Below are 18583 nucleotides of genomic sequence, written 5' to 3'. Positions count from 1 at the left end.
GCGCCAGTTCACAAGAGATCATGTCACACCGGCTCAATCGGGGCCGGTCGACTTTGCGGCACATAGGGGGTGCCGTAGATCTCCGGATATTGAATCGCCAGCGTCACCTCGGTGATATGCAACGAGAAGTCCGAACCAAGCCGCGCCGGGCGCCCCTCACGCACAGCCGCTGCCATATCCGCCACGCCGCGCACAAAATCCATCGGGTGACCGCCCTCGGCAAATTTTGTCTCTGGGTTCTTCGCAACCGCCAATTTGCGTTTGTTCCGCATGTGGAGGTATTTCTCCATCCCGCGCTGAATCTTATTTTGAGGCAAAGGATAGGCATCGACATTGGTGTGGAAATTCCAGACCTCATGGGCGCAAAGCTCACCCCCGTCGCAGAAAATCCGCAAGCGATGATCATGCGGCGCGATGATGGAATTGGTCAGACGCGCGGTCATGCCGCTTTCGAACCGCAGCAGAGCACAGGAGAAATCCGCCGTGGTGTAATTCTCGGGCGTGTCACCGCCCTTGTCCGGGATGCAAAGGCTCGCCATGCTGACAACCTCCGTCACCGGACCGAACATAGCCACCAGCCAGGTCAGCATATACCCCGCATGTTCCAGCGTGCAGCCGGTATAGAATTCATCTTTCGCGGGCCAAGGCGTACCCGAAGAACTGAGCCAGCCCGCATAACCCATCTTGTGGATCATCCCGTCGTCGATCTCGGCATAGACCAATCGCGGCGCGCCCAATTCACGCTCGCGCACTGCTTGCCAGAGCCGCTGCGCCGCAGGCCCCAAAACGGATGAAGGCGCGGACACGATCTGAAGTCCTTTTTCCTCGGCCAGCGCCACCAATTCGCGGGCCTGATCGATTTCCATCGCCAGAGGCTTTTCGGAATAGACATGTTTCCCAGCCTCCAGAATGCGCTTGTTTGTCGCGTAATGCGCATGTGGGTTGGTGAGGTTCACGATGATCTCGACCTGAGGATCGGCCAGCATCTCTTCGAAGCTGGCGTAGCGGTCAAGCTTGTAGAAATCGGCAAATTTCTCGACCCGTGCCGTGTCCTGATCCCAGATGCCATGCAACGTCAGGCTGTCTGTGTGATTGGCATAAGTCTGTTGATAGAAATCCGCGACATAGCCGCAGCCGAGAAAGGCGATGCCCGTCTTGGCCACCGCGGCTTTCGACACATCCGTAGCCGTCACGGCCCCGGAGACAGACTCCGACATATTGTCCATATTCATATTAATCCCCCCACTGACACTCGCTGTTGAGACACTCGCAAACATCCCGATGCCGGCCCACCCCGACCCATCGGCAAACGACAGGCCCAGCATGGCACACCAATCGTAACGATCTTGCGTCTGCCCCTGTCGTAAGAGAAAGCCTACGCAGGCTGGCCCAATCCGTCCAGTTTCACGCGCCCTCGCGCCCCTTAGTCGGGCCTGTTGGCGCAAGCACCTTTCTCCAAGCGATCTCTTTTTGACCACTTACTCAAAGAGCGCCCAAAATTGTCACAGGATCGCGGCTCTTACGCAGACGACTCAGGTTGGAACCCCGACGGCATTTCACGAGCGTTCACCTCGTTACCAATCCGTCGTACAGTCACGCTACCTGTGGTGTGGTAAATTGATGAGTATGTTGGCGGGGAAATGAACATGTCACGAAAGCGTATCTTGGCGCTGGCCTTGGTGGCCATCGTCTGTCTGGCCGGAATTTTCGGCGGCGGGATTTGGGCGGGCTACGCGCTCAACACGGAAATGCAGAACCGGTTCAGCTTTCCGGCGCAGATCCATTACAAGTTGAACGGGATGTATAATTCCTACTTCAACGCCGGCGCCGAGCCCGAACCCGAGCGTCTGGTCACCAACCGCGCCATCCTGACCCAAGAGACGATCTTCCTCCCCGCTTCAGCCAAGGATTTCGCGGGCGGTATCGGCACTATCGGAGAGGACACCGTTCTGGTCACCGACCGGCTGGGCAAGATGTATTCCGTCACCGACAATGTTGTCCAAGAGCTCGACGTCGCGCCGCCCGATGACAACCGAGACGCGCTTCAGTCTCAATTGGACGCGGGTGAATTGGGCCAGATCGAAATCAACTTCAACTGGATGCGCTTCAACGACATTTTCTACTATCCGCGCGCACAAGAGGGCGCGGGTTATCTCTTGCTGTCCTACACGGAATGGCTGCCGGAACAGAAGTGTTTCGGAAGCGCCATGGCGCGGCTTTCGGTTCAAGGGGACGATCCTTTGAACTGGAGTGCTGCGTCCGACGACTGGATCGTCATTGCCCGCACCGAGCCCTGCCTTGAACTGTTCACCACCGGCAAAGGCATGTTCGGCCTTGAGGCTGGCGGGCGCATGGACCGGATGCCCGACGGGCGCATCGCCTGGTCTTCGGGCGCCTACGAACGTGCCGACCGCTTTGCAGAACGCGATTTCTCCGATGCCATCGGCCTTTCGGATGACATGGATTACGGCAAGATGCTGTTGGTGAACATCGAGAGTGGCGAAAAGACCGCCATCGCCAAAGGCCTGCGCAACCCGCAAGGGGTCAGCGTCGATGGCGAGGGCCGCATTTGGGTCTCTGACCACGGCATGCAGGGCGGCGATGAGTTGAACCTCGTCTTCGACGGCGCGAATTTCGGCTTTCCGGCGGTGAGCTATGGCACGAAATACAATCGCAAACCGGCGGGCAACGGCGACCGCCACGCCAATCACGATGGCTACGACAAGCCGGTGATCGCCTTTGTCCCCTCGATTGCGCCCTCCTCCGCTCTGGCGGTTGAGAATTTCCACTATGCTTGGGACGGTGACGTGCTTGTCGGCGCATTGAGCGGCGCGGTGCATCGGGTGCATATCGAGGATGGCCGGGGCATCTATGTCGAGCCGATCGACGTCGAGATGCGCATCCGCGACATGGACGCGATCCACGGTGGCAAGACCATCGTGCTTTACACCGACGACCGCCGCCTGTCGTTCCTGACTGCCGACACCGGCCCCGATCCGATGGCGCGGTTTGACGAGCTGTTGACCAGCTATGCCGCGGACGCCGATGTGCTGGCTGCCGCGGATGGGACCATGGCGGCCTGTCTGCAATGCCATAGCCTGCTCGAAGGCGTCGACAATGGCGCGGGCCCGTCGCTTCACAACATCTGTAGCCGCGAGCCGGGCAGCAGCCCCTTCGAAGGCTATTCCGGCGCCTTGGACAAACTGGGCGGTGTGTGGACCGAACAAACCCTTCAGGCCTATATCTCCGATCCTTTCGGCATGTTGCCGGACACCAGCATGGGCTGGGAAGGCATCGAGAATGAGAATGTCTCTCTGGCGATTGCGAAGGCGTTGTGTGAGCTGTGAAGCCGCTAAGACCTTGATGCGTCAGATGCGTGAAAAGGCCTCCGCGAAGGATCGTGGTGGCCTTTTTTCTTGAGGCGACCAAGGTATTTTTGCCTTAGCGCCGATCAAAACGCGAGATGAAACCCAGCTTCAACTGCCCGTCGACACAGCTCGAATTTCGCCCTGCAACCAGAGCAGATAGCCCTTTATCGCGCCCTCATTGCGTTTGCAATACGACCACTTCAAATGCTTTTGCACCGAGATGAAGCCCGCCTGTTTCAGAATATCCAGATGCCTGCTGGCTGTGGGCTGAGCGACCGACAGGGCCTCAGCAATCAACGTCATGCAGACGCCGAACTCCACCGGATCGGCGGACCACTGATGACCGAAGTGCTCGCCCGGCTCCGCCAAGAGCTGAAGGATGCGCAGCCGCTGCTCACTGGCCACGGCTTTGATTTGTATTGATCTGTCCATGAGCTTTATCATATCGTTAATTAGCTAATTAACAATATGAGTCGCAAAGATGCTTGATCTGCCGAACATCACGATCATCGAGGGCAATGCGGTCCGTTGGGGGCGGATCGGGAACGGGCCACCACTCGTCGCAATCCACGGCACACCGTTTTCCTCGCAAGTCTGGCGCAGGATCGTGCCGGAATTCGCGGACCGCAGGACGGTCTATTATTTTGATCTGGTGGGCTACGGTCAGTCAGAGATGCGTGACGGCCAAGACGTGTCTCTGGCCGTGCAAAACAGGGTCCTCGCCGCTCTGTTTGAAGGGTGGGGTCTCGAACGCCCTGATGTTCTGGCCCATGATTTTGGCGGCGCCACGGCCCTGCGTGCGTGGTATCTCAACGGGCTTCGCTATGCCTCTTTGACGATTTTCGATGCGGTGGCTCTGGCGCCTTGGGGATCGCCCTTTGTGCAACATGTGCGCCAACACGAAGCCGCGTTTTCGGGCATGCCGGACTATATGCACCGAGCCTTACTTCGCGCCTATTTGCAGACGGCAGCGCATCGGCCTCTGTCCGAAGAGGCCTTTGACATCTACAGCGCCCCATGGCTTGGCCCCATCGGCCAAGCCGCATTCTATCGGCAGATCGCGCAGATGGATCAGAGATTCACCGATGAGGTCGAAACGCTATACGACCGCCTGGACTGTCCCGTCTCCGTTCTCTGGGGAAAGGAAGACGGGTGGATTCCCTATAAAAAAGGTGCAGCCCTTGCAGCCCTGATCTCGGATCATCCCGTCATCCCGATCCCGAACGCCGGGCATCTCGTGCAGGAAGATCGGCCCGAAGTGTTGGTCGCCGCGGTTCTCAAGACCATCGGGCCTCTCTGAGCCTCCACCTCACTCCGACGTCATGATCAACCCGAAGTTCTGCGCCTTGGCGGATTGCGCGATGGCCAGCGGTTCGCTCAGATCCGCCGCCGTCAGAGTGCCTGCGCGGACGACAAAGAGGTTGGCATCCACCGCATCCGTCGCCGTGTAGGCTTCGGTAAAGCTCGTGGCGGGCGGCGGGGCGATGATCACTGTGTCGGCCTCGGCCAGAAGGGCCTGCATCACCTCGTGATATTTTTCCGTGTCGAACACGACGGCGGGGTTGGCGCCGGTCATAGTTTCGGTCGGCATGAAGAAGGCCCCCACCCGCGGCATCCGGGTCAGCGCATCCTCGACATCGCCATTGCCGTAGAGCACATCGGCAAGGTTCGATTTCGGTTTGAGGTACTCGAGCTTCGACGACAGCTGCGCGCCGCGGATGTCGGCGTCGAGGAAGACGCAATTGCGGCCCTTGCGCGCCTGCGCCCAGGCCAGCATGACCACCGTGTGCAGCCGATCGATCCGGTCGGTGTCCGTGTTCACAAGAATCGTGCGCGCCGCGCCCCCTGCGCGCATATCGACGTTATTGGCCAGACGCATCGCCTGTTTCGCCAAATCGCTGTCGGGTTTGCTGTTCAGCTTGCTGCACAGATCATAGAGCAACAGATCGTCGCCGATGCCCCTCACCGTACCATAGACGCCAACGCCTGTGCCTTGGGCCAGCTGCTGTTCCGTGCCGAGTTTCTGCGGCAACATGTTGCGCACCAAAAGGTAAGCCACGCCCAGAAACACGCCGCCAATCGCCGCAAGGATCAGCGACAGTTTCCGGCGCGGATAGACCGGCGCGCTCGGCGGGTTGGCGTAGGAAATCACCTCTGCATCCGGGCTTTGAAGACTCTGCAATTCGCTCAGTTCTTTGAAGCGACCGAGGAATTGTTGATAGACCTGACGGTTCGCATCCGCCACGCGGCGCAGCTGGCTCAGTTGGATTTCTTCGCCCGACTGATTGAGCATCAACCGCGACAGTTCCGAAAGCGAATTGTCCATCGAGCCGACGACAACGGTCAGAACCTCGCGCTGGTTTTCCAGCCGGTCCAATTCGCGGCGCACCTCGGTTTCTATAGCATCTTCGAGCTGTTCAATGGTGCGGCGGATCGAGGCGACCTGCGCGGAATCCTCGCCAAACCGGCCGACCGCATTGGCTTCGCGCTGACGCAGGCTCGACATCTGGCTGCGATATTCCACCATCTCCTCAGAAGAGGACAAAAGCTGGGCGGCCAGCGGGCCGTCATTTTCCAGCATCTCGTTCATCTTGTCGCGCAGAGCATTGATCTGGGCCAGTTCCGCGCGCTGTTGCACGAGACGCGTGGTCAGTTCAGTCATCTGCTGATCGAGACGCGAGCGGTTGTCGGCATCGGCCTCCATCCGGGCGCGATAGTCAACCACAGCGCGCTCGGACTCTTCGAGTGTCACGGCCAGATCGTTCACCCGAACTTCCAGCCAATGGGTGAATTCCTGCGCCGCATCAAAGCGTTTGTCGGTCAGGAATTTCACATATTCGTCCATCAACGTGTTTGACAGAGCGGCGGCCAAATCGGGATCCTCGGATTCCGCGGTCACCTGCACCACATAGGATGTGCCCTGCTGGCGCACCGAGAAAGAGCGGCGCAGCTTGCCCACGATATCACGATATTCGCCCAATTGCGTGGCGCTCGCAGAGGCCGCAACTGCGATCTGGCTCTCGACCTCTTCGATCTCCGCGCCGCGATCCGCGTCGAAGTCCGGGACCAGAGATTTGAGCCAAGATTTAAGCCCGCCAATGAAAGATGGCCCCTCGTCCGGATTCAAGGCCGCAGGGTTGAATTCCGGCACGGTCTCGAGTTCAAGCCGCTCCGCCACACGGTGCAGCAAAACGTTGGAGCGTAGTACGGCCAATTCCCCCTCGATCACCGAGCTGGTGAGGTTCTGTTCCTCGACCAGATCAAAACTGTTCTGCGCGCTCAACCCCTGTTCGCCCAGAAGCATCTGTGAATAGGCCACATAGCGGGGCGTCGCATTCAACAGCAGAATGCCGGTCAGCACCACCGCCGTGCCCGCAAAAATCCCGATGGTCTTGCGACCGTCCTTGATCAAAGCAATCAGATCGCTCAGGCGCATTTTCGGCGCTGCGGTCTCTGGTGGAGAGGACAGGTGATCTTGTGGCCCAAAGTCGTTCTTCGACCGCGCAGGAACGCCGCTATACTGGTTCATACTCACACCCTTTCAAGCCCATCGCCATATTTCCGGCACAGCTGCCGGTCATGTCGCAATGTCACAGCCCCCTCCTCGGCCGGGAACGCGACATGCCCCTCCGGCCTCATTTTCAGCTTTCGCAACCGCTGTTGCGCAATCAAGGAATTTCCCGCGCGAACACTGACAATTCCTGTGACGCTCATTTTTTGAGCGGTCATTTCCATGCGCGCACCATACAAACCAGTATGTAACAGGGATTTGTTTACCATATCAAAACACTCGAAAAACACGCACGAACCTGATCAAGACGCACCATAGACCCGCTCCCGAACGCCGATCAGCGCCCCCATGTAGAGCACCATCGTCATCAGCGCGAAGGGCGTCATCAGCCCCGGCTCCGTCATGTTGCGGGCAAAAATCATCAGGGCGATGGCGACAAAAAACGCCTGCGGCATCTCGCATTTGCGGATCATCGCGGCAAAGACCTGCCAGATCGAAAAGAAAAAGGCCGTGATCGCGATCCCAAGCCCAATCAGACCTTGGTGTACGGCGGTCTGCAGATAGGCGTTGTGGAAGGTGAAGGAGGCGTTGAAATCCTTGTGGAAGTCGACAAAGATTTTACGCGACACATGGGTCCAGTCGCGCGGATTCCAGAACCCTCCGTGACCGACGCCCAAAAGCGGATGCTCCTTGATCTGCTCAAACGCATAGCCCCACAATACGGTGCGCCCGGTCAGCGTCGCGTCCTTGCCAAACTCTTCAAGAACAAGACCGATCACATCGATATTGGCGACCGAAAACACCAAAGAGGCCCCGATCAGCAAGAAACTGAGCCCCAAGGTCAGGATCACCAGGATCGAAGGATGCAAAAACCCCCGGCCTTCAAGGATTTTGGACAGAAGGATCACCAGCAACAGCGCGAAAGCCAAAAGCACGGCCGTGGCTGAGTTGGAAATGAACACCAGTGCCAGAGCACAGGCCGCCAGAATGCCAGCAGCAAGGCGAATGAGGCGGTGCTGGCCATAATCAAACGTCACACAAAGCGCCGCCGTCCAGAGGATCACCATGTTCAGCCCCATGGAGTTTTTCGAGGCAAACACCCCGCGCGAGGCTTTACCGCCTGTTGACGGCAGGACCAGTGAGGCGATGGCAAATATCCCCGCTGCAAAAACCAGTGAGACAAGCACATCACGGCGTTCAAGCCTGAGCGCCACGCAGTAACAGATCATCACGGTCAAAAATCCCTGCGCGGCGGATTTGATAATGGTGCTCGGGTTGACGCCCCAAAGCACCGACAGCGTGCACCAGATCGGAAACAGAAACAGGACCCAGGATTTCGCGACAATCGGAAAGAGCTCGTCGATGTCGCGCAGAAATGCATAGCCGAAATAGAGCGAAAGCGGATAGAGGATCAGCTCGTCCATCGGGAACTGTTTGAAGGTCACGACCAGCCAGAGTGTCAGCAAAAGGTGATCGCGCAGCTTGACGCTCATCCCGAACCAACCTTGATCGTAGCGCGCCCGCCCCTGACCTGCCCGCACAAGCGGACGGGGGGCGGTGGGATAGATTGTCCCCTCTGGCGTCATCATACAATCGTCACTCTTCTTACACGCGCCGCAAACGCGGGTCAGCCACCCGGTTACAAAAGCATGCTTCTATAACATTACATGCAGGTTTCCGGTCCGACCCAATCTTTTCTTGAGGCGTTTGTGCTCAAAAACGCGCCAAAGCGCCGTATTTTGCGCGCATCAAAGGGGCTGTTGCTCGGTTTTCCATCGCAACGCGAACGTTTTGGGCGCGATTGATCCGCTCGACGTCCTGGTGAGTCTCATGCTTTGAACACCTGCTTCTTGCCCGCACTTGACCGACGTGAGACACTGCGCCCATGGCACGCCCCTCCTCTGATCAGCTTCCCGTCCACCTCCTGACCGGCTTTCTCGGCGCAGGGAAAACCACGCTCTTGAACCGGATTTTGCAGGACCCGAGGTTTCAGGACAGCGCGCTGATCATCAATGAATTCGGCCTCGTGCCGATCGATCAGGATCTGATCGAACAGGATTTGGTAGGCGAAGGTTCCGAACGGGTGATGGTGACAACCTCGGGCTGTATCTGTTGCACGGCGGGCAGCGATTTGCGCTCTTCACTGGAACGGCTGTTGGTCGGGCGACAAAACGGTAGCCTGCCACCGTTTTCGCGCGTCATTGTCGAGACCACAGGGCTGGCCGATCCCGCGCCGATCCTCAACAGCCTGATCCCCGGCGGGCTACCCGCCATGGCTCTGCGCGACCACATGGTCGCCCGCATGTTTCGGCTGTCGTCGGTCACCACTGTGGTCGATGTCGCCGGGCTTGAGGCCGCACTTGCGCAGCATCCCGAAAGCCTGCGCCAGATCGCCTTTTCCGATCATCTGGTGCTGACCCATCTCGATGAGGTCGGACCAGAACAGGTGGCAAGAGTGACAGACCGGCTTCACGCCCTGAACGCCACTGCGCGGTTGCACCGGGCCGCGGATGCCGGGTTTGACCCCGGTGCGCTGTTAGCGGCCGGAAGCTATTCCGCCTTTGGCAAGGGCGAGGATGTCGCGAAATGGCTTGCCTCCGATCATGATCACGCTTGTGGGGCCTTTCACGATCTCAACCGGCACGGCGATGTCACGGCGCTGACCCTGACTGCAGAAGCGCCCCTGCCGGAAGCCGCGCTTCTGGCCTTTCTGGGAGCCCTGTGCCGCAAACCCGAAAACGGCCTCCTGCGGATCAAGGGCCTCGTGGCATTGAGCGACGATCCCAGCACACCGGCGCTGGTCCATGCCGTCGGTCACCGGCTTTATCCGCTACAGCGCCTCGATGCATGGCCCGGCGGTCAAGCCAGCACCCGGCTGGTGCTGATCGGGACACATCTCGACGCCCCCGCCCTTCAGGCGCAGTTTGAGCGGATCGGCACTGCAGGCCTTCCTCTCATGCCGTCCAGATGAATCTCGCTCATCATTATCTTAAGAATTATTCGCTACCGCTCATGTTCAACTGAGACTATATCGCCTCAACGCCCTGCGCCTTCGGTGTATATTGGCGAAACGCACACATCCAACGCACCCAGTCCCCGAGGAGCGCCATGATCAATTTCTCTCTCCCAGATGCCCCCTGCCTCGCCCCTCTGCGCAAACTTGCCGCAGAGCGGATCATCATTCTCGACGGCGCCATGGGCACGCAGGTGCAGACCTTTGGCCTCACAGAGGACGATTTTCAGGGCGACGGGTCCTATGATCTGAAATCCAATCACCCGCAGCAGGGCAACAACGATCTGTTGTCCCTGACCCAGCCGGGGGTGATCGAGGAAATCCATTACCGTTTCGCCAAAGCCGGCGCGGACATCATGGAGACCAACACGTTTTCCTCGACCACCATCGCACAGGCCGATTACGGCCTTGAGCATGCGGTCTATGACCTGAACGTCGCGGGTGCTCAGGTCGCACGCCGCGCCGCTGAGCGTGCCGAGGCCGAGGACGGGCGCAAACGCTATGTCGCGGGCGCCGTGGGGCCGACCAACCGCACGGCCTCGATCAGCCCCGATGTGAACGATCCGGGCTACCGCGCGGTGAGTTTCAACGACCTGCGCGTGGCTTACGGCGAACAGATCAAAGGCCTCATTGACGGCGGCTCTGACCTGATCCTGATCGAGACGATCTTTGACACGCTCAATGCAAAAGCCGCCATTTTCGCCAGTTTCGAGGCCTTCGCCGAGGCGGGCGTGCGCCTGCCGGTCATGATCTCCGGCACGATCACCGATGCTTCGGGCCGGACGCTGTCGGGTCAGACCCCCACTGCATTCTGGCATTCCGTGATGCATGCACGGCCCTTCTCCGTCGGCCTCAACTGCGCCTTGGGCGCGGCGGCCATGCGGCCCCACATCGCCGAGTTGGCCGGTGTCAGCAGCTCGCTGATTTGCGCCTATCCGAACGCGGGGCTTCCGAATGCCTTCGGCCAATATGACGAAACGCCCGAGCAAACCGCCGCACAGGTCGGCGAGTTTGCCCGCGAGGGGCTCGTCAATGTGGTCGGCGGCTGCTGTGGCACCACGCCCGAACACATCGCCGCCATCGCCGATGCCGTCGCCTCTTTTGCCCCTCGGGAGATTTCCGCATGAGCCATTACCTGCGTCTTTCCGGTCTCGAACCCTTTGTTTTGACACCCGATATTCCGTTTGTGAACGTCGGCGAGCGCACCAATGTGACGGGCTCTGCAAAGTTCAAAAAGCTGATCGTCAACCGCGATTTCGCCACCGCCCTCGATGTGGCCCGCGATCAGGTCGAGAACGGCGCCCAGATCATCGACATCAACATGGATGAGGGTCTGATCGATTCAAAACAGGCGATGATTGAGTTTCTGAACCTCATCGCCTCCGAGCCCGACATCGCCCGCGTGCCGATCATGATCGACAGTTCGAAATGGGAGGTCATCGAGGCCGGTCTGCAATGCGTTCAGGGCAAATCCGTCGTCAACTCGATCTCTCTGAAAGAGGGCGAAGAGTTGTTCCGCCATCACGCGGGGCTGTGTCTCGCCTATGGCGCGGCGGTCGTGGTCATGGCCTTTGACGAACAAGGTCAGGCGGACACCTTTGAGCGCAAGACCGAGATTTGCGCCCGCGCCTACCGTATTCTCGTGGACGAAATGGGTTTCCCGCCCGAGGACATCATTTTCGACCCGAACGTCTTTGCCGTCGCCACCGGGATCGAAGAGCATGACAATTACGGCGTCGATTTCATTGAAGCCACGCGTTGGATCCGGGAAAACCTGCCCTATTGTCACATCTCTGGCGGCGTTTCGAACCTGTCGTTCAGCTTCCGTGGCAACGAGCCGGTGCGCGAGGCGATGCATGCCGTCTTCCTCTATCACGCCATCAAGGCGGGAATGGACATGGGCATTGTCAACGCCGGTCAGCTGGCCGTTTACGACCAGATCGACCCGGAGCTGCGCGAGGCCTGCGAAGACGTGGTGCTAAACCGCACGCCGAAAGCCGGCGGCACGGCGACTGAGCGACTTCTGGACATCGCCGACCGCTTCCGCGGCGACAAGCGCGAAGAGAAAGTGCGCGATCTGGCCTGGCGCGACTGGCCCGTCGAGAAGCGTCTCGAACATGCGCTGGTCAACGGCATCACCGAATTCATCGAAGCGGACACCGAAGAGGCCCGTCAGGCCGCCGAACGCCCGCTCCATGTGATCGAAGGCCCGCTGATGGACGGCATGAACGTCGTCGGCGATCTCTTTGGCTCCGGCAAAATGTTCCTGCCGCAGGTGGTGAAATCCGCCCGCGTGATGAAACAGGCGGTCGCGGTGCTTCTGCCCTATATGGAAGAGGAAAAGCGCCTCACCGGTGGCGATGGCCGCCAGTCGGCGGGCAAGGTTTTGATGGCGACGGTCAAAGGCGATGTGCATGACATCGGCAAGAACATCGTGGGCGTCGTTCTGGCCTGCAACAACTATGAGATCGTCGATCTCGGCGTCATGGTCCCGCCGCAGAAAATCCTGCAAGTGGCGCGCGAAGAGAATGTCGATGTGATCGGCCTGTCGGGCCTCATCACGCCGAGCCTCGACGAGATGGTGCATCTGGCCGCCGAGATGGAGCGCGAGGATTTCCACATTCCTCTGCTGATCGGTGGCGCGACGACGTCGAAGGTCCACACAGCGGTGAAAATCGCCCCGCGTTACTCGGGTCCGGCGGTCTACGTGCTGGACGCCAGCCGCGCGGTGGGGGTCGTTGGCAACCTCTTGTCGGCTGCAAACAAATCCTCCTATGTCACGGATATTCGGGAAGAATATGCCAAGGTCGCCGAGCGCCACGAGCGCTCCGAACGCGAAAAACAGCGCGTGCCTCTGGCCACCGCCCGCGGCAATGCATTCTCCATCGACTGGAGCGACTATAAGGTTGAAGCGCCGAAATTCTTTGGCGCAAAGGTGATCGAGGATTGGGATCTCGCGGAGATTGCCGAGTACATCGACTGGACGCCATTCTTCCGCACCTGGGAATTGAAAGGCGTCTACCCAAAAATCCTCGACGATCCGAAACAGGGCGAAGCGGCGCGAGCGTTGTTCGCCGATGCGCAAGCCATGCTCAAACGGATCATCGAGGAAAAATGGTTCGGGCCGCGCGCCGTCGTGGGATTCTGGCCCGCCAATGCTACGGGCGACGACATCCGGCTCTACACCGGCGAGGACCGCAAGGAAGAGCTTGCCATGCTCCACACCCTGCGCCAGCAACATGCGAAGCGCGCGGGCAAACCGAATGTCGCGCTGTCGGACTTCGTGGCGCCCGAAGGGGGACCGGCGGATTATGTCGGCGGCTTTGTCGTCACGGCAGGCCCCGAAGAGGTGGAGATCGCCAACCGTTTCGACCGCGAGCACGACAACTATTCGTCGATCCTCGTCAAAGCGCTGGCGGACCGCTACGCCGAAGCCATGGCGGAGATGCTGCACGAACGTGTGCGGCGCAACTATTGGGGCTACGCGGCGGAAGAGACCTTCAGCCCCGAAGAGTTGATCGGCGAGCCGTATCGTGGGATCCGCCCGGCGCCGGGCTATCCTGCGCAGCCGGATCACACCGAAAAAGTCACGCTGTTCAACCTGTTGGACGCCGAAGCGGCCACGGGGGTCGAGCTGACCGAAAGCATGGCGATGTGGCCGGGGTCTTCGGTCTCGGGCCTCTATCTTGGCCATCCGGACTCCTATTATTTCGGCGTCGCCAAGGTGGAACGCGATCAGGTCGCGGATTACGCCGCCCGCAAAGGTATGGAGATCGAGGAGGCCGAACGCTGGCTTGCGCCGATCCTCAACTACACGCCTGCGGGCGTCACAACTCCGAAGGGTGAGGTCGCCTGAAAAGGCGGCCAATCACACTGAACGCGGATAAAGAACGGCCACCTCTGAGCTCTCCCCAAACGGCGTGAGCCAAGACGCATTCGCGCGGCATTTATCGCGCGCCCTTGGGCTCTGCGCCGCAAAGGCATAGCGCAGCGGCGGGCCCGGCGGCTCTCCCCCATCCGGAACCCAAACATGGTCACAGGCGTTACTCCCAGAACGAGGAGAACAGCATGACACACACCGCACGGGGGCGCAGCACAACGGATTGGGCCTTGATCATCTTGGCATTCATCGCCGTCGTGGCCGCGCTCGATTTGGCCCAAGCCCTGCTCGCACCTTTCGTGTTGGCCTTTGTCTGTGCGGTGGTGCTTTCGCCCCTGTCGAATTTCTGGAAACGCTTTGGCCTGCCGCCCGCGGTCGGGGCGCTTTTGAGCCTCGGCACGGTGCTCAGCCTTTTGGCCGCTCTGGTGTTCGTCGCGGAACCCGTTGTCGAACGCGCCTATGTGCAAATCCCTGAAATCAAATATGAGTTGCGTGAAGCCATCGGCCAGATGCGCGATATGTTTCGCGGCATCAGCGACGTGACAAAAGAGGTGCAGGATACGATTTCCCCTGACGGAAATGGCGATGAAGGCGACTCCGTCGATCTACCGTCTTTGGGAGACGCCCTTTTTGCAGCACCGTCGATGATCGCGCAGATCCTGCTTTTTGCAGGGGCGCTGTTCTTTATCCTCTTGTCGCGGGATGACGTCTATGAAGGTCTGACCAAGGTTCATCCCGACAGCCCATCGGGCGCTTGCCTGCGTGGCGCAGACGCCCGTGTGTCGCGTTATTTCCTGACCATTACCCTGATCAACACCTGCTTTGGCATCATCGTGGCCACGGCCCTCTGGGCGCTTGGCCTGCCCGGCCCGATGGTTTGGGGCTTGATCGCGGCTTTAATGAATTTCCTGCTCTACATCGGCCCGGCCATGGTCGCCGTGTCTTTGGTCGTGGCAGGCACCATCGCATTTGACGGCGCAATGTCTCTGGCGCCTGCGGCCACGTTCATTACGCTCAACATGATGGAGGGCCAATTCATCACCCCCACCCTCGTCGGGCGTCACATGCAGGTCAGCCCGCTTCTGGTCTTCCTGTCCTTGTGTTTCTGGCTCTGGCTTTGGGGACCTGTGGGCGGCTTTATAGCCATTCCGCTTTTGGTCTGGGGGCTCGCCGTTTTTGACGGTTGGGGCCCGGCCAAACAACGTCAGCCGGACCCTGTGAAGGCCTAAGGCGGGAAGCGAGGCGTCAGGCCTCGTCCACCTCGGCAAATCCGTCTTCCGATGCCTCATCAAAGGACGCAATCGGGAAATCCACCACGACGCTGTAGCGCCCCTCTTCGTCTTCGACCTTGAGCTGACCACCGAGTTGCTGCGCAAACGCTTGGATCAGACTGGTGCCAAGCCCCGTGCCGCTGACCTGTTCCGGCGGCAAAAGTGGCGTGCCTTTGCTGTTGGACACCGACAAGCGCGCGATCTCGGGCTCCAATCGCGTGAGGCTGACATCCACGCAGGGCAGCGCATCTGCGGGTCGGCCCACATATTTCAGGGCGTTGGTCGTGGCCTCTGTGGCCAGAAGCGACAGCGGCACGGCCTGATCCGGATAGAGTGTGATCGGCTCGTAGGTCTGGGTGTTCTCCAGTTTGACCTCGTTGCCAACCCCCGCATCGACCAGCTTGCCGACCGTGCTGCGCAACAATTGGTCGGCGCGCACCCGGCCCTCAGTGGTGGTCTCATAGAGACTTCGATGCACGGTGGCGATGCTCATGACACGGCCCTGCACCTCTTTGAGCGCGAACCGCGCTTCGGGCGTTTTCGCCTTACGCACCTTCATGTTCACGATGGATGCGATCAGTTGCAGGTTGTTTTTGACACGGTGGTGCACCTCTTTCAAAAGTACCGATTTGTCGTGGATCGTATCCTCAAGTTCCGCCTCGTCCCGGATCACGGTTTCCGCCAAATCGTGCCAGGCGCGTTCGATCTCGCGCAATTCTCGCGGCAGGCCGGGATCTTTGCGGCGTTCATCATGGCGCCGGGTGGCGGCAAATTTGCGCATATCGCGGCTGAGGCGGCGAATGTGTTTAATCGCCAGACGGTGGACCGCGAAATAGGCCACGCCGAGGCTGGTGAGCCACATCGCGATAGGGAAAATCATCGGCGTCGCGATCGCCAAGCCCGGCGCCACGGACAGGCGCTCTCGCGGCCAACTGCCGATCGCATAGACCTGATTGCGCAGGATCGGCACCACGGCAAAGACACGCGCTTCGCCATCGTTGGTCTCGCCGGTGAAAGAGCTGCGATATTGTCCGGTGAGATTGACCAGGGGTCGCCCATTCGGCAGGCGCGCATAGACATTTTCGAGCCCACCCGAGGCGCTCAAAACCTCACCTTCATTATTGAAGGTGATCAGTTCGACAGGTCGGTCGACCGGGGCGTTTTCAAGGTTGATGCGGGTGTCTTCGTGCGGCAGAGAGACACTGATATAGCCGTCGAACGCGCCGTCATCGAACACCGGCGCCGAGAGCACGATGACGCGTTGATCGCTGATCGGGGCATCCAGAATGAGATCACTCCGAAGCTCAGGTTTCTCCACCATATGTTTATAAAGACTGCGGTTTCTAAAATCGTATCCAGAGCGGTCCGAGCCACAGACCATAAACCCGTCCGCGCCGATGTAACCCGCAAAGGAGAAGGACGGATTGCTTGTAATGAAATCCGAAAACACCCGGTTGCAGGCGTCATAGTCGGACGCCACGAAGGGCATGACGGCGGCCAAGGCCTCGGTCGTGCCAAAGCCCGTGCGGATCAACGCCTCCTCCCCCGCCGCCGCCTGCGCGGTAAGCGCGAGCAGATTGCTCTGCGCGCGCTCATCCGCCGCTTTGGCGAATTGATGGGTCAAGGAAACAGCAATCAGACCGATGGGAAACAGCGCAATCGACAGAAGAGCCGCAATGCGCACGCCAAGCCCGTCCACGCGAGCACGCACAACGCGCCAGATCACGCAGCGTCCCCCCGTCCCGGCATATTGGTGCTCATCACCGCCAATGTCTGTTGATCGGTCAGCTCCAGAGGCTCCCCCTCTTCGAGGTTCATCAGCTCGCTCAGGGCCTGACGCGCGCGGTTCACACGGCTTTTGATCGTGCCCACTGCCACATCACAGGTCTCGGCGGCCTCCTCATAGGAGAACCCCATAGCGCCCACCAGCATCAGAGCCTCGCGTTGTTCGGCTTTGAGCTGAACAAAGGCTTCTTCAAAATCCGCCATGGCGAGGCGTCCGTCGTGATGCGGTTTCTCGGCCAAGGTCGCGGCAAAGGCGCCATCGGTGTCCTGCACCTCGCGTTTGCTTTTGCGGCGGTCGGAATAAAACGTGTTGCGGAGAATGGTGAACAACCAGGCCCGCATATTCGTGCCCACTTGGAAAGAAGAGAGGTTCTTCCACGCTTTGATCACCGCATCTTGCACCAGATCGTCGGCCTGCGACGGGTTGCGCGTCAGACTGAGGGCAAAGGCCCGCATCGCCGGCAAATGCGTCACGATCTCTTCGCGCGGATCGAGCGGCGGGGCGTCTTGCGCCAGACTTGCTTTATTGGTCATTGCGCGCATCCTGTTCTTTCAACTGCTCCAGCAGTTCCAGGAAGCGATCAGGCACCTCTTCGTCGAGGGTCTTCTGGTAAACTTTCTTCAAGTTCATCTCGATCTGCTCATCGAGATTATGTTTTGGTTTGTGTTGCGCCATTATCTTTCCCATCTCAGGCCCATCTGCGGGGGCTTACTGAAAAATTTATACCGTTTTCGGGAACCAAACGCATTCTGCCTGCGTTTGGTTCCGAGAATTCGATAAAAAAGGACGAAAATTTATGTCGACAGCTCCGACAGAGAAGAAACTGTCCCTCATTGTGGCCAGCCTTCTGCCTTATCTGCGTCGTTATGCGCGGGCGTTGACCGGGGATCAGCAGACCGGGGACAAATATGCGGCCACCACTCTTGAGGCTCTTTTGAGTGACCGCTCCGTCTTTGATGAGATCGAAAGCCCGAAAGTGGCTTTGTTCCATGCCTTCCACCTGATCTGGGCCAGCGCAGGCGCCCCCACGGGCGAGGATGAGACCGGGCTTGCCAAACGCGCTCAGGCGCATTTGCGTCGCCTGACACCGAACACCCGAGAGGCCTTGTTGCTGCACACCATCGAGGAATTCACTCTCGATGAGGTGGCCGAGATCATGGGCACGGATGTCGATGAGGTGGAGCACCTTTTGAACGTCGCCCAAAATGAAATGACCGAAAGCATCAATGGCCGCGTCATGGTGATCGAAGACGAAGCCATCATCGCGCTCGATCTTCAGGGCATCGTTGCCGACATGGGTCACCAGATTACAGGTGTGGCCAGCATCGCCAGCGAAGCGGTGAAGCTCGCGAAAGAGACCCAGCCGGATTTGATCCTGTCGGACATCCAACTGGCGGATGGCTCCTCCGGTATCGACGCGGTGAATGACATCCTGCGTGCCTCTGCCGATGTGCCGGTGATCTTTATCACCGCCTTCCCCGAGCGCCTTTTGACCGGCGACCGCCCTGAGCCTGCCTTTGTCATCACGAAGCCTTACAGCGAAGATCAGGTGCGCTCTGCCGTGTCGCAGGCGATGTTCTTTGCCAGCACGGAGACGCTTGTCTCCTAAACGAACCTATCCCGCATCGAAAACGCCCCGCCGATCTCTCGGCGGGGCGTTTTTGTTTCGATCTTCAAAAATGATACGTCTCGATCATCACATTAGCGCCCGATCATTCGTCACGCTCTGGTGCGGGTTTGGAGAGGTGCGCCGA

At 59.4% G+C, this 18583-nt stretch carries 15 protein-coding genes; 7 read left to right on the top strand and 8 right to left on the bottom strand.

The window, feature by feature from the left end; all coding sequences use genetic code 11:
- Window positions 1-23 precede the first annotated feature (23 nt).
- Window positions 24-1232 carry a Gfo/Idh/MocA family protein gene (locus tag J5Y17_RS04340; protein ID WP_219783973.1) on the bottom strand — a complete coding sequence of 403 codons (1209 nt, stop codon included), beginning with the start codon at window positions 1230-1232 and terminating at the stop codon, window positions 24-26.
- Window positions 1233-1646: 414 nt separating this feature from the next.
- Between J5Y17_RS04340 and J5Y17_RS04335 the strand changes: the two genes are divergently transcribed.
- Window positions 1647-3347: a PQQ-dependent sugar dehydrogenase gene (locus J5Y17_RS04335; RefSeq protein ID WP_219783972.1), complete on the top strand. Its 1701-nt coding sequence runs from the start codon at window positions 1647-1649 to the stop codon at window positions 3345-3347.
- A gap of 129 nt (window positions 3348-3476) precedes the next feature.
- Here the strand turns inward: J5Y17_RS04335 and J5Y17_RS04330 are convergent, their stop codons facing one another.
- Complete coding sequence (locus J5Y17_RS04330; RefSeq protein ID WP_255571844.1) at window positions 3477-3800, bottom strand: helix-turn-helix transcriptional regulator; 324 nt, start codon at window positions 3798-3800, stop codon at window positions 3477-3479.
- 49 nt (window positions 3801-3849) lie between these two features.
- Between J5Y17_RS04330 and J5Y17_RS04325 the strand changes: the two genes are divergently transcribed.
- Entirely contained in the window at window positions 3850-4668 is an 819-nt protein-coding gene (locus tag J5Y17_RS04325) for an alpha/beta fold hydrolase (RefSeq protein WP_219783970.1), read from the top strand.
- Between the two features lie 9 nt (window positions 4669-4677).
- Here J5Y17_RS04325 and J5Y17_RS04320 read toward each other — a convergent pair whose 3' ends face one another.
- From J5Y17_RS04320 to J5Y17_RS04310, 3 genes are all read right to left on the bottom strand, one after another.
- Window positions 4678-6897, bottom strand: coding sequence for a GumC family protein (locus J5Y17_RS04320; RefSeq protein WP_219783969.1), 2220 nt, complete (start codon window positions 6895-6897; stop codon window positions 4678-4680).
- A 2-nt stretch (window positions 6898-6899) separates the two neighbouring features.
- Complete coding sequence (locus tag J5Y17_RS04315) at window positions 6900-7103, bottom strand: hypothetical protein (RefSeq protein WP_219783968.1); 204 nt, start codon at window positions 7101-7103, stop codon at window positions 6900-6902.
- A gap of 78 nt (window positions 7104-7181) precedes the next feature.
- Window positions 7182-8468 carry an O-antigen ligase gene (locus J5Y17_RS04310; RefSeq protein ID WP_219783967.1) on the bottom strand — a complete coding sequence of 429 codons (1287 nt, stop codon included), beginning with the start codon at window positions 8466-8468 and terminating at the stop codon, window positions 7182-7184.
- 296 nt (window positions 8469-8764) lie between these two features.
- Between J5Y17_RS04310 and J5Y17_RS04305 the strand changes: the two genes are divergently transcribed.
- From J5Y17_RS04305 to J5Y17_RS04290, 4 genes are all read left to right on the top strand, one after another.
- Complete coding sequence (locus J5Y17_RS04305) at window positions 8765-9850, top strand: GTP-binding protein (protein ID WP_219783966.1); 1086 nt, start codon at window positions 8765-8767, stop codon at window positions 9848-9850.
- A 137-nt stretch (window positions 9851-9987) separates the two neighbouring features.
- Window positions 9988-11019, top strand: a complete 1032-nt coding sequence (locus J5Y17_RS04300; protein WP_219783965.1) for a homocysteine S-methyltransferase family protein — start codon at window positions 9988-9990, stop codon at window positions 11017-11019.
- On the top strand, window positions 11016-13748 hold the full coding sequence (gene metH / locus J5Y17_RS04295) for a methionine synthase (protein ID WP_219783964.1): 2733 nt from the start codon (window positions 11016-11018) through the stop codon (window positions 13746-13748). Before J5Y17_RS04300 ends, metH begins: the two co-directional genes overlap by 4 nt.
- 212 nt (window positions 13749-13960) lie before the next feature.
- A complete protein-coding gene (locus tag J5Y17_RS04290; RefSeq protein WP_219783963.1) occupies window positions 13961-15001 on the top strand; it encodes an AI-2E family transporter in 1041 nt (346 codons plus the stop codon).
- Between the two features lie 16 nt (window positions 15002-15017).
- Here the strand turns inward: J5Y17_RS04290 and J5Y17_RS19295 are convergent, their stop codons facing one another.
- From J5Y17_RS19295 to J5Y17_RS04275, 3 genes are read right to left on the bottom strand one after another with little or no spacing between them, the layout of a single operon-like run.
- Window positions 15018-16769 (bottom strand): histidine kinase dimerization/phosphoacceptor domain -containing protein, encoded by a 1752-nt coding sequence (locus J5Y17_RS19295; RefSeq protein ID WP_219783962.1) that lies wholly within the window; start codon window positions 16767-16769, stop codon window positions 15018-15020.
- Window positions 16766-17362, bottom strand: coding sequence for an RNA polymerase sigma factor (locus tag J5Y17_RS04280; protein WP_219783961.1), 597 nt, complete (start codon window positions 17360-17362; stop codon window positions 16766-16768). The genes J5Y17_RS19295 and J5Y17_RS04280 overlap by 4 nt, the downstream gene beginning before the upstream one ends.
- Complete coding sequence (locus tag J5Y17_RS04275) at window positions 17352-17504, bottom strand: NepR family anti-sigma factor (protein WP_219783960.1); 153 nt, start codon at window positions 17502-17504, stop codon at window positions 17352-17354. Before J5Y17_RS04275 ends, J5Y17_RS04280 begins: the two co-directional genes overlap by 11 nt.
- Before the next feature lie 121 nt (window positions 17505-17625).
- Between J5Y17_RS04275 and J5Y17_RS04270 the strand changes: the two genes are divergently transcribed.
- Entirely contained in the window at window positions 17626-18438 is an 813-nt protein-coding gene (locus J5Y17_RS04270; protein ID WP_219783959.1) for a response regulator, read from the top strand.
- Window positions 18439-18583: the final 145 nt, after the last annotated feature.

Origin of the sequence: Celeribacter sp. PS-C1 (genome assembly GCF_019429625.1) — a bacterium.
In the GTDB taxonomy this organism is placed as follows: Bacteria; Pseudomonadota; Alphaproteobacteria; order Rhodobacterales; family Rhodobacteraceae; genus Celeribacter.
Note: the sequence above shows the minus strand (reverse complement) of the source record. Positions and strands in the feature narration are given on the sequence as shown.